The 11,951-nt window shown below is 41.9% G+C and carries 14 protein-coding genes; 2 read left to right on the plus strand and 12 right to left on the minus strand.

Annotation, left to right across the window (positions count from 1 at the left end; all coding sequences use genetic code 11):
• Positions 1–13 precede the first annotated feature (13 nt).
• Positions 14–1,282 (minus strand): DUF6287 domain-containing protein, encoded by a 1,269-nt coding sequence (locus AC3E6G_RS05990; protein ID WP_490700656.1) that lies wholly within the window; start codon positions 1,280–1,282, stop codon positions 14–16.
• Positions 1,283–1,455: 173 nt separating this feature from the next.
• On the opposite strand from AC3E6G_RS05990, the gene AC3E6G_RS05995 reads away from it, so the two are divergent.
• Complete coding sequence (locus AC3E6G_RS05995; RefSeq protein ID WP_490700657.1) at positions 1,456–1,977, plus strand: DUF2975 domain-containing protein; 522 nt, start codon at positions 1,456–1,458, stop codon at positions 1,975–1,977.
• A gap of 10 nt (positions 1,978–1,987) precedes the next feature.
• Entirely contained in the window at positions 1,988–2,194 is a 207-nt protein-coding gene (locus tag AC3E6G_RS06000; RefSeq protein ID WP_023022515.1) for a helix-turn-helix domain-containing protein, read from the plus strand.
• 504 nt (positions 2,195–2,698) lie between these two features.
• Here AC3E6G_RS06000 and metG read toward each other — a convergent pair.
• The 11 genes from metG to recN all read right to left on the minus strand — a co-directional run bounded on the left by metG (position 2,699) and on the right by recN (position 11,948).
• Positions 2,699–4,690 (minus strand): methionine--tRNA ligase, encoded by a 1,992-nt coding sequence (metG, locus tag AC3E6G_RS06005; RefSeq protein WP_195214137.1) that lies wholly within the window; start codon positions 4,688–4,690, stop codon positions 2,699–2,701.
• 159 nt (positions 4,691–4,849) lie between these two features.
• Positions 4,850–5,542 (minus strand): phosphoglycerate mutase, encoded by a 693-nt coding sequence (locus AC3E6G_RS06010; protein ID WP_000240128.1) that lies wholly within the window; start codon positions 5,540–5,542, stop codon positions 4,850–4,852.
• A 173-nt stretch (positions 5,543–5,715) separates the two neighbouring features.
• The gene (locus AC3E6G_RS06015; protein WP_490700658.1) at positions 5,716–6,225 is read right to left on the minus strand and encodes a hypothetical protein; all 510 of its coding nucleotides are present in this window, start codon (positions 6,223–6,225) and stop codon (positions 5,716–5,718) included.
• A 2-nt stretch (positions 6,226–6,227) separates the two neighbouring features.
• On the minus strand, positions 6,228–7,028 hold the full coding sequence (locus AC3E6G_RS06020) for a hypothetical protein (protein ID WP_490700659.1): 801 nt from the start codon (positions 7,026–7,028) through the stop codon (positions 6,228–6,230).
• Positions 7,029–7,073: 45 nt separating this feature from the next.
• Positions 7,074–7,202: a hypothetical protein gene (locus AC3E6G_RS06025; RefSeq protein WP_263285629.1), complete on the minus strand. Its 129-nt coding sequence runs from the start codon at positions 7,200–7,202 to the stop codon at positions 7,074–7,076.
• A 123-nt stretch (positions 7,203–7,325) separates the two neighbouring features.
• Entirely contained in the window at positions 7,326–7,784 is a 459-nt protein-coding gene (locus tag AC3E6G_RS06030; RefSeq protein WP_490700660.1) for a Fur family transcriptional regulator, read from the minus strand.
• 149 nt (positions 7,785–7,933) lie between these two features.
• Positions 7,934–8,089 carry a hypothetical protein gene (locus AC3E6G_RS06035; protein WP_193389714.1) on the minus strand — a complete coding sequence of 52 codons (156 nt, stop codon included), beginning with the start codon at positions 8,087–8,089 and terminating at the stop codon, positions 7,934–7,936.
• A 119-nt stretch (positions 8,090–8,208) separates the two neighbouring features.
• Complete coding sequence (locus tag AC3E6G_RS06040; protein WP_006596762.1) at positions 8,209–8,484, minus strand: HU family DNA-binding protein; 276 nt, start codon at positions 8,482–8,484, stop codon at positions 8,209–8,211.
• A 134-nt stretch (positions 8,485–8,618) separates the two neighbouring features.
• A complete protein-coding gene (locus AC3E6G_RS06045) occupies positions 8,619–9,452 on the minus strand; it encodes a DegV family protein (protein ID WP_414281855.1) in 834 nt (277 codons plus the stop codon).
• Positions 9,453–9,535: 83 nt separating this feature from the next.
• Positions 9,536–10,267, minus strand: coding sequence for a metallophosphoesterase (locus AC3E6G_RS06050; protein ID WP_490700661.1), 732 nt, complete (start codon positions 10,265–10,267; stop codon positions 9,536–9,538).
• 16 nt (positions 10,268–10,283) lie between these two features.
• Positions 10,284–11,948 (minus strand): DNA repair protein RecN, encoded by a 1,665-nt coding sequence (recN, locus tag AC3E6G_RS06055; protein ID WP_490700662.1) that lies wholly within the window; start codon positions 11,946–11,948, stop codon positions 10,284–10,286.
• Positions 11,949–11,951: the final 3 nt, after the last annotated feature.

Below are 11,951 nucleotides of genomic sequence, written 5' to 3' on the forward strand. Positions count from 1 at the left end.
GGTTTTTCGATTCTTATTGACGATAGAAGTATTGATCCGCTGGATAATTCCCAGCTGATTGGGTAACAACCAAGCGAGGTTTGCTCTTATCTGACTGGTCTCCATCAGGATTTTCAAAACCAATCTTAAAGAGGCCAACTGCCACTCCTGTTTCTCCCACACGTAGATCTACATAAGGGACTTTACTTGTCTTATCAGAGTTCGGCACTGCTTTTAATCTTCCTTGACCTTTCACAGTTCCATCTTCTTGGATGACCATCTCCTGGCCTTTAGCGTTGCGCCATGTCCCTGCCAGACTTGAGAAGTCTCCATTATTGATGGCCGCAATATCAAGGTCTGCGTCCTTCTTAGGCTCTGGGTAGGCTTCCCACCATTTGTCTTGGTAGGCTTGGAAGGAGGCTTGGTGGTAGAAGATGCGTCTCAAAGGCGACACGACACCATCAGGACCTTGAACGTTTTCAGGAATCAAGGTGACAATCAATTCCTGACCAGGAGTTTCTCCACTTGTACCAGCTTGGACAAAATAAACCTGATAGGTCGATCCAGCTTTCTTCGGTTTCTTATCTTTATTAAGGACAAATTGGACATTGCTAGCTCCACTCCAGAAGCTCCATCCCTTATCCTGATCAGAGTAGATAGAAGGGAAGACAGTAGTCCGGTGATTGTAATAATCTTCTGGACTATAGCCATACAACTTAAAGCCAGAATCTGCAATCTGCTTTTCAATCGATTCATTGGAATAACTTCCTGAGAAGGTTGTCAAATCCCCATCCAATACCGCATCATCTGGATTCGTCGATTTGAAGAAATCCTTCCGATTGGCAAAGACCATTTCGTGATCCGGATCATTGTCTGACATGGTTACCGTAATGAGAGGATCTTTTTCTGATTGGTATTTAAAGATACGCACAGTGACGGTAAAATCAGTATTCCCATCAGACTTTTTCATCTGGCTAGTAGAAACTTTATTAGCACCTTCTACTTTGAAATCCGTTGAGAATGTTGCTGAAACAGCACCATCATCTGTTTGATAATCAATTTTCCAAGATTTCCCATTTTTCTGAATCTTAGCCTTATCACGCGCATTAGATACATATTCACCAGACAGATCGATGGCTTTTTCCTTAGATGAAGACGAGGTCTTCGAAGTCTGGTTGAACTCTTTTTGATGATCCGGTTGAATATTGGAGCTAGAGTAGAGATAGACTCCTCCGATTAGAACCACTGCACTCACAAAAGCGATGATCATCCAAAGATATTTCTTATCTAACTTTTTGATCATTTCAATACCTCCTTGAAATGGTAGTTACCTAATAGTATACCTTAAATTCTATTTAAAGCAAATTTTGACTGAAATTCATAAATTTTTTATTGTTTTTCGATACTTTTTTATTGACTTATTTTTTATAAGGAGTATACTATAAGTGAAAAATAAAAAATTTAAGGAGGCTTGCGATGAAAAACTCAAAAACCTTAAAAAATGTCATTGAAGTCTTAACGGCTTTCATTTACTTCTGTGGCTTTATGACCCTGGCTGCACTGGTCGTCCACCTGCTTTCCCGGATGGGAGTGTTGAAGGATCTTATTCAATCAGGGCGCCTGTCCTTTGATGTGAATGGCATCCAACTCTTCCCCAAACATCCGCAACCTCTCTGGCAGTTGCTCTTCCCACTAGCCTCAAGCGCTATCTATATTTTTCTTCTCATCACCATTCGTAGCTTCCTCCAAAATCTCTACCAAGAAAAGATCTTTTCTCACTCCAACATTGATCTTTGCAACCGAGCTTGGAAGATTCTCTTGGTCTTGTCCTTTATGTCTGGCACACTTGAAACCAATGGAAATGCTTATCTCCTTCCCTTCACTTTCCAATTTACCTTTAACACAGGGCTTCTCCTTGCCGTTCCAATCGTCTGGGTCTCTGGCAAGATTCTGGAGAGAGGTATTGAGATTGCTGAAGAAAATGAGCTAACCATTTAAGGAGGGTGCCATGATTATCGTCAATCTAGATGTCATGCTGGCCAAGCGGAAAATGAAATCTAATGAGCTAGCCGACAAAATCGGTATCACCACTGCCAACCTCTCCATCCTCAAGACCGGCAAGGCCAAAGCCATCCGCTTCACCACCCTTGAAGCCATCTGCAAAGAACTCGACTGCCAGCCAGGAGATATCCTAGAATACCAGCCAGATGAATAGAAACTATATTCGAAGACTTTCCTTAGGTGAGGACGGACGGTAGCGAATCCCTTTAGGATTCCATACCTAAGATTTGAGCCTACTGTCTCAAATCTTCCGAGAGTCTGAAATGATACCGTTTCAGACTCTTTTCTCACTGCGGAAGTCTCCGTTAACATCCATTGCTAATAAGACTCTTCTAACATCCTTGTAAAACTCAATGATGGGAACCATATCAATACAACAAAAGCACTCCCACGGGAGTGCTTGAGAGCATAGACAATTTGTTCTTCCTTACAAATCAAATTAATTTTATAAAAATCAAAAAATTTATTCGTTAGAATTATTCAATCATCTACTGAAACTTTCCGCCGTGAGAAAAGTGCTAGAAACACAATTGTTTCTAGCACTCGGGAGTTTTGGAACCTAGGGTCCAAAACTAAGTCATGGAACTTCTTCGAAGTTCGCTGACGTCCGTACTCACCTAAGGAAAGTTTTTTAGATGATTTTTTCTTTGTCTATCGTTTAGCCGATAATGCTTCCATTTGGTACAGATGGATCAACCGTTAAGACTGTTAATTGATCTCCGTGTTCTGCGGAAAGAATCATACCTTGGCTGACATATTTCTTCATCATCTTCCGTGGTTTGAGGTTGGCCACGATTTGGAGTTTCTTGCCAACCAATTCTTGTTCATTTGGATAGAATTGAGCGATACCTGAGAGGATTTGACGGTCTTCGCCATCTCCTGCATCTAGGCGGAAGCGAAGCAGTTTGTCTGATCCTTCGACGCGTTCCACTTCTTTGACTTCTGCTACACGGATTTCAACCTTGTCAAAGTCTTCAAACTTGATCTCTTCTTTTTCAGACTTGAGTTCCACTTCTTCTGGAATCCATTCTTTTTCTTGAGGTTTGCCTGCAGTCATTTGAGATTGGATGTAGGCAATTTCTTCTTCCATGTCGAGACGTGGGAAAATTGGAGTTCCTTTGGCAACCACTGTGACATTTTCAGGGAAGCCTGCTAAGGTCAAGTTTTCAAGATCGAAGTCCAAGCCCAAGCCAAGTTGTTCCATGATGGCATTTGAGGTGGTCATCATGAATGGTTGGATCAAGTGAGCCACGACACGAAGACTAGCCGCTAAGTGAGCCATGACCGCTGCCAATTGTTCCTTGTCGCCATCTTCTTTAGCGAGGACCCAAGGAGCTGTCTCATCGATGTACTTGTTAGTCCGAGAGATGATATTCCATACGGCTTCCAATGCGCGTGGGTAATCAACCGCATTCATTTGCTTGTGGTATTCAGTGATATTTTCTTCAACTACCTTAGCCAAATCAGCATCAAATGCAGTGACATTTTCGACATAAGCTGGAACTTGGCCACCAAAGTATTTATTGATCATGGCTACCGTCCGGTTAAGGAGGTTTCCAAGGTCATTGGCCAATTCATAGTTGATGCGAGCCACATAGTCTTCTGGTGTGAAGGTCCCATCAGAACCAACTGGAAGGCTACGCATGAGGTAGTAACGAAGTGGATCCAAGCCAAAGCGTTCCACCAACATTTCTGGGTAGATGACATTCCCTTTAGACTTCGACATCTTGCCGTCTTTCATGACAAACCAACCATGGCCAATCAAGCGTTCTGGCAATTTGATATCCAACATCATGAGAAGGATTGGCCAGTAGATGGAGTGGAAACGAAGGATGTCTTTTCCGACCATGTGGAAAACGGTTCCGTTCCAGAACTTATCAAAGTTTTCATGATCTTCTTGGCCATAACCAAGAGCTGTCACGTAGTTGAGCAGAGCATCAAACCAAACGTAGACAACGTGTCTAGGATTGGATGGAACCTTTACTCCCCAAGTAAAGGTAGTCCGAGATACCGCCAAGTCTTCCAAACCTGGCTCGATGAAGTTTTTCAACATTTCATTGAGACGGCCATCTGGCGTGATGAAATCTGGTTGGGATTTGAAAAATTCAACCAAGCGGTCTTGGTATTTGCTGAGACGAAGGAAGTAAGATTCTTCAGAAACCCATTCTACTTCGTGGCCTGATGGGGCTACCCCACCGATAACCTTGCCATTCTCATCACGGTAAACCTCAGCCAATTGGCTTTCTGTAAAGAACTCTTCATCAGAGACTGAATACCAACCAGAGTACTCACCAAGGTAGATGTCGTCTTGCGCCAGCAAGCGTTCAAAGACTTGAGCCACCACTTTTTCATGGTAGTCGTCTGTCGTACGGATGAATTTATCATATGAGATATCAAGTAATTGCCAGAGTTCTTTCACTCCAACCGCCATCCCATCTACATAAGCTTGTGGCGTAATCCCAGCTTCTTCTGCTTTTTGCTGGATCTTTTGACCATGCTCATCGAGACCAGTCAGGTAGAAAACATCGTAGTTCATCATACGTTTGTATCGTGCCAAGACGTCACAGGCAATCGTTGTATAAGCTGAACCAATATGCAACTTACCAGATGGGTAATAGATAGGGGTTGTGATGTAGAATGATTTTGTCATTTTCTTTTCCTTTCAAGGCTAATGAAACCTTATGTAATAACACTTCATTATATCATTTTTAGGAGTCCCTGAAAACCAAAAAACAGCTAGGTATGCGACGGACAAACAAAAAAGCTGACCGAAGTCAGCTTTCTATGATTGATAACGAATCCCGCTATCTTACTTTCCAAGATAGTATTCAGAAACTACGTTCAATTTTTCGTCAAATTCGAATACCAATGGTGGGAAGTTAGGGATTTCCACATCCATGATTTCGTCGTCTGACAATTGTTTGATGTGTTTTACAAGGGCACGGATTGAGTTACCGTGTGCTCCTACGAATACGTTTTTACCATCTTTAAGAGCTGGAGCGATTTTATCTTCCCAGAATGGAAGAGCGCGTTCCAAAGTCACTTTCAAGTTTTCAGCATCTGGAATCACTGAGTCGTCAAGTGAAGCGTAACGACGGTCAGTGTGTGCTGAGTGTTCATCATCACGGTCCATTGCAGGAGGCAATACATCGTAAGAACGACGCCAGATGTGAACTTGTTCATCACCAAATTGTTCAGCAGCTTCTGCTTTGTTTTTACCAGTCAAACCACCGTAGTGACGTTCGTTCAAGCGCCATGATTTTTCAACTGGAACCCACAATTGGTCAGAAGCTTCAAGAGCCAAGTTAGTAGTTTTGATCGCACGTTTCAATACTGAAGTGTAAGCTTGGTCAAATTCGATACCAGCTTCTTTGATCAATTTACCAGCGTCGATCGCTTGTTGTGTACCTTTTTCAGACAAATCAACATCAGCCCAACCAGTGAAAAGGTTAGCTTTGTTCCATTCAGACTCACCGTGGCGAGCAAAAACCAATTTTACCATTAGATGGATCTCCTTTTTATTCTCCGAGGTTTCCCCCCGTTTATCTATTCTATTTTACTAGATTTTCAGTGAAAAATCTAGTGGCGGCCATAGAAAAGTGCAATTTCTCACAAAAAAGAGCCTAACGGCTCTGGTTTGAAAATGAGGAATGTTTCTTCTTTCACTTAGACAGGCTACTCTGTTGCTTGATTCTCTTCAGTCAAGGAATTTCGTTGTTCAATCATTTTTCTGATATCTTTTAAATCACTATACATATGAACCATATAAATTAGCAGACAAAGATAAACACCAAACCCCAAATTATAATAAACTTTTTGAATTGTTAATGAAAATGCAGCATATATTAGAATAACACTACAAGATAGGTGAATCAAAAAAGATTGCAGGCTAGCCAAAAATGGATACCCCTTTTTTTCAAAAGAATCATGAATAAAATAGGCTATAACAGGTAAAACAATTAATAGTATGAGAGAAATAATAAAGTAAGAATTCACCACACCTTTAAATTCTTGCCCCCAAAATACTGAGTTGCTTTTTCGAAATAGAAAAACCTGTGAATCATCAGAATACGAATAATAAAGACCATTCAAAAATGGAAATCCAACAATTGATAGAACTAGAACAATATACAACGCAAGCTCCCAGACTAAACTAAGATTACTTTCTTGTTTTGTTTCTGACATCTTTAATTCCTTTCCTTAACCACTCTGTCTTCAATCTCAACCTCATCGAAATTCGAATCTGTCACAGTTCCTAAGACATAGAGACCATTTGGCAAACTCGATGTTTGTACAATCGCTTCTAATTCATCCTTAAATCGGATATGATCCCTCTTCACACCTTTAGGTAATGTCACTTGAACATATAGGACATCATTATCTAAAGCTTCTTTTACCGGAAAACTATACCATCCTCCAAGAACAGTCCGTCCCTTCTTCACCGATTGTTTCTCGTAATCTTCAAGCCAATGTATCCCGCCAATATACTTTATTTTACTTGAAATACCAAGTTTTAATTCAACCTTCGATCCTTTTAAGATAGAATTTTGATCTATTTTTTTCTTTAATTCCTGCTCCAACTTTTTTCTCTCAGGATTCAATTCTAGGGCTTTTTCAAGAATGGGTACATACGTGCTAGGAGGCTCACTATACATTCCTATTGAATCACCAAGCAATCCAAAACGTACTTCTTTAGCTACAGGTGGATAATATGGCAAAATGACTTGTTCCAACATCATTTGTTTCTTCAATGGAATAGAGACGACTTTCCCATTAATCGTTTCAGAATAGGTATAATTAGCATTAATCACTAGTTTTGTTTCACTTGTAATCGAAAGGCTCGTGATCCGAACCTCTCCTGTATAATGATTATTCCTGTAGATTTCTTTGATATTTGATTCTAAATTTTTATAGAAACAAATACATAAAAGGATAAAAAAACCAACAATGACCAGTAAACTTTTTAGTTTTTCACTCTTTATCTTCATTTTTTAAATCTTTCTATAAGTCCTTATCTCACAAACATTGTTACCCTATCCAACTATATGAGGGACCGTTTTCAAGAAAAAGAAAGACCATATAGCACCAATCATAAAAATGGTCACTGCTGCTAAGGCATAGACCTGCCACATTTTCCAAGAAAAATTCTCCAGCTTTTTCATCTCGTTCTCCTATTATTTGATTACAGAAGTATATTATATCATGATTTTCACTATTTTTCTTTCACTATCCTGGTGTCGTTATGATATACAAAAAAGAGCCTGATGGCTCCTTTTTCATTTTTTCTACTGTTGCTTCTGGCATTCCGGACAAAGGCCATAAACTGTGGTTTGGCACTTGGTAATGACGTAGCCACTTTTTTCTCTCGCTTCAGCTCTCACGTCTGGAACTTCGATATCAATATCATCAATCTTCCCACAAGACTCACAAATCAGATTTAAGTGATCATGTCCCATAAAGTCAAAGTAGGTCGTGGTGTCATTGCGTACTTTTATTTCAGAGACAAAGCCTTCTTCAATAAGGACCTTGAGATTGTTATAAACGGTTGCCAGGCTCATATTGGGAAAGGCTGGTTTCAAGTCCTGATAGATAGCATCCGCACTTGGATGTTCCTGACTTTTGACAAGATAGGAAAGGACAGCCCGACGCGTCTCTGTAATCCGTACAGATTTTTCACGCAGGTGTTGCAATACATCTTCCACTTTTTCTTGTTGAACGGAATCGAGCCTTAAACAAGCTAGCATAGTCTTTCCCCTTTCTGTGTCTTCTTTAAAACTATTATATCACGAATACCACATTTTGCCTAATTAGAATGTTTGTAAATAAGGAAAAGTGCAGGATTAAATCAGCTCGAATCAAGCTCCTTTACTCCCACACTTTTTTATATCTAATCTTAACTTCCCCAACTAAGGATCCATCTCATGGTTCCTAGTAAAATTTTGACAAAGAGGAACATAAAGAAGAGTTCCGCAATAAACCAGAGACCTTTCAATAGATAAAGAATTGGCTTAATCATGAGCAGAACAAAGATTCCAACAATCCATCTCATGGTCCACCCCCCATTTCTCACTTTTTTCTATTATACTCCTATTTATAGGCCCTGTCTAGAAACTACTCTAAAACAAAAAGTTCCTTCTAGCAAGCTAGAAGGAACCTTTGTAATCACAATTATTTAACTGCGTCTTTAAGAGCTTTACCAGCTTTGAATGCTGGAACTTTAGAAGCAGCGATTTTGATTTCTTTACCAGTTTGTGGGTTGCGACCTTTACGAGCTGCACGTTCACGAACTTCAAAGTTACCGAAACCGATCAATTGAACTTTTTCACCTTTTGAAAGGTATTCTGAAACAGCTGCAAATACAGCGTCAACTGCTGCTGCTGAGTCTTTTTTAGTCAATTCTGTAGCTTCTGCCACTTTTGCGATCAAATCTTGTTTGTTAGCCATTTAACAAATCCTCCAAATTTTTTTAGGTTTTACCCTTAACATCTCTATCATATCTAAAAAATGCTTTTAGGTCAAGTACTAAACTTGTTTTTATCAACATTTATCTAGGAATAAATTCCTTTATTGACGGGCTTCTATGCAAATCGGACAAGAACTGCCCAGGCATCTTCACCAGTGTGAGTTTGAATGATCGAACCTGTCTCCAAAACAGAGATTGGAGCTGCAACCAAAGGCTGTAATTGTGCCTTCATTTGGTTAGCAAAGTCAGGTCCACCAGCATAGGAAATCCCTATCTCAGCGATTTCTTTACCAGATAAGTCTTGTATCAACTCGTCCAACCATTTTTTAAAGGTCTTCTGTCCGCGTCCTTTGACAATCGGTTGCAGTTCATCGTTCTTCATTTCCATGACAACCCGAATATTCAAAAGGGAACTCAATAAACCAGTTACGCGGCCAATCCGACCTCCTTTCACCAGGTTTTCCAGAGTAGAAACCCCAATGTAGAGTCTAGATTTTTGCTTGACCTCTTCAATGCGGGCTACAATTTCCTCTACGCTAGCTCCTTCTTGAGCCATTTTCGCTGCTTCCACCACTTGGAACTTCATGGCTTGGTCTGTAAAGCTACTATCGATCACCGTGACATCTGCATTGGCTAAGGTAGCGCCTTGACGTGCAGCTTCCACTGTACCAGATAAGGCATGAGACATATGGATCGCAATAATTTGCGCCCCTTCTTCCGCCAAACCTTCGAAGGCTTCCGCAAACACACCTACTGGAGGTTGACTGGTCTTTGGAAGGTTCTTACTGGACTTCATCAACTGAAGGAATTGTCCTTCTGTTAATTCCGCATCTGAATAGAGGACACCGTCCACCATAACAGAGAGGGGAACGATGGTAATTCCGTATTTTTCAACAACTTCAGGCTCAATCGTTACGGATGAGTCTGTAACAATTTTTACTTGTGACATAACATTCCTACAATCTTTTCTTAGATATATCCACTCTATTATATCAAATTTTCTAGGCTTTTGTGGGACAAAGTCCTTTTTACTTAATCATCGATAGCTGCAAAGCCATCATTGACCAAGGCAACATCGGTCTTCATTCCACTGTCATCAAAGAGAATGCCATGGAGGACGCCACCATATACAGCCCCGCCATCCATGCCAATCTTCCCATCTTCGGTCACCCAGAGCTCCTTGGTTCCAATCTTTTGATCCAAGAGATAGTGAACCGGGGTATGGCCGAAAACAATGGTCTTTCCTGTCTGATTCAAAGCTTCATGGAAGGGCTGGCGAATCCAGACCTTTTGGTAATCCGACGTTTCATGCCAATCAGGCAAGGTCAAGTCAAGCCCAGCATGCACAAAAATATAGTGTTCTGTTTCATAGACAAAAGGAAGCGAACGGATGAAAGCGACGAGGTCCCCACAAGTCTCTTGCACGCGCCGAGCATCCGCCACGCCATCTACTGGAGCCGTGAGAGGACGACCAAGTAGAGAGTTGATGGTCGTGTCCCCACCATTTCGTCGGTAATGGTCATAGCGCTCGGTCGGGTCATCGATCCAGGCTAGAAACATGTATTCGTGGTTCCCAGAGAGGCAGATGGCCCCTTGCTGTTCGACAAAATCTTTGACCAGTTCAATAACCTTACGACTATCTTCCCCACGGTCTATCAGATCTCCGAGAAAAACCAGCTGGGACTGACCGTCCCAATGGGTCATCAGTTCCTCTAGCATACCGGCTTTTCCATGAATGTCTCCCACTACGAAATAGCTTTCCATATCGGTTCCTTTCTTCTTAGGACGGCCGTTTTAGCAATTGCTCTGCCTGCATGCGGGCTGCTTCTGTCACATCTTCACCAGCAAGCATCTTAGCGACTTCTTCGACCCGCTCTTCATGACTGAGCAAGCGAACGGTCGAAACCGTTGAATATTCATCGCTCACCTTTTCGATAAAGAATTGGTAATCAGCTACTGCAATGACCTGAGGTAAATGAGAGATGGCTAGCACCTGACCATAACGTCCAATCTTATAAATCTTCGAAGCAATGGCCTGCGCCACCCGACCAGATACCCCTGTATCCACCTCGTCAAAGACGATACTGGTCTTGCCTTCTTTCCGTGAGAAGGCTGACTTGATGGCCAACATAAGACGGGACAATTCTCCACCTGAGGCGACTTTTACTAAAGGTTTAAAGTCCTCTCCAGGGTTGGTTGAAATATAAAACTCAACCGTTTCGTTTCCTTCCCGATTAAACTTAGATGGGGTAAAACGCACTTGGAAACGGGCTTTTTCCATATAGAGGTCCGCCAATTCCTGCTGGATCTCTGCTTCCAGCTCTTGGGCCAAGGCATGACGCCCTTGACTCAATTCTTTAGCCAAGGCAACCAACTGTCCTTCCATAGACTTGAGTTCTTTTTCCAAGTCTTCAGAAGAGGTTCCCCCTCCTGTTAATAGGCTATATTCCTTGCTAATTTGCTCCAGGTAATCAAGGACATCCTTTACCTGACCACCGTACTTACGAGTAATTGAATGGATCAGGTCTAGTCGAGCTTCCACCTGCATCAAACGGTTACCATCAAAGTCCAAGCCATCTACCAGATCCTCCAAGCGCTTGGTCAAATCCTCCAGAGTATAGTAGGTCTCAGCCAGTTGATCAGACAAGGTCTTGTATTCTGCATCATACTCTTCGATGCTTTGCAGATCATTCATGGCCGACCGCACATTGCTAAGGCTGGAGAAGTCTTCTGCATCCAGCATGGCATAAGCATTACTTAGAGTATCTGCAATCATCTTATGATTGAGCAGGCGTTGCCGTTCTTGCTCTAACTGGACATCTTCATCTAGGGACAGGGCTGCCGCCTCGATTTCCGAAATTTGGTATTCCAGCATTTCGATTCGAGCTTGGTTTTCCTGGTTATTTTTTTGGATCTGCAAGACCTGCTTGCGCAAGGCCTTGTAATTCTCAAAGGTCTCTCTATAGGCCTTCTTAGTCGCAAAAAAAGTATCCTCCCCAAAGCTATCCAGCATAGCGATATGCAAGGGAGCCCGCATCAGTTCTTCCTGATCGTGCTGGCCATGAATATCCACCAAATGCTGGCCAACAGCCTTGAGAACGGAGAGGTTGACCATCTGCCCATTGATCCGGCTGACACTCCGACCATTCTGGAAAATTTCCCTGCGAATAATCAACTCCTCTGCCCATTCTAAGCCCTGCTCTTCAAATAACTGCTGAAGGGCAGGGTTTTCGTCAATGGCAAAGAGGCCTTCAATCTCAGCCTTAGGAGCACCGTGACGGATGACATCAGTCGTCGCCCGACTCCCCAGCATCATATTCATAGCATCGATAATAATGGATTTTCCGGCTCCAGTTTCACCGGTTAAAACCGTCATCCCCGTTTCAAAATTCAGAGCGATTTCTTCAATGATGGCAAAGTTCTTAATTGAAATTTCTAATAGCATCTC

This window comes from Streptococcus sp. SCPM-O-B-23252 (M501) (genome assembly GCF_058200355.1).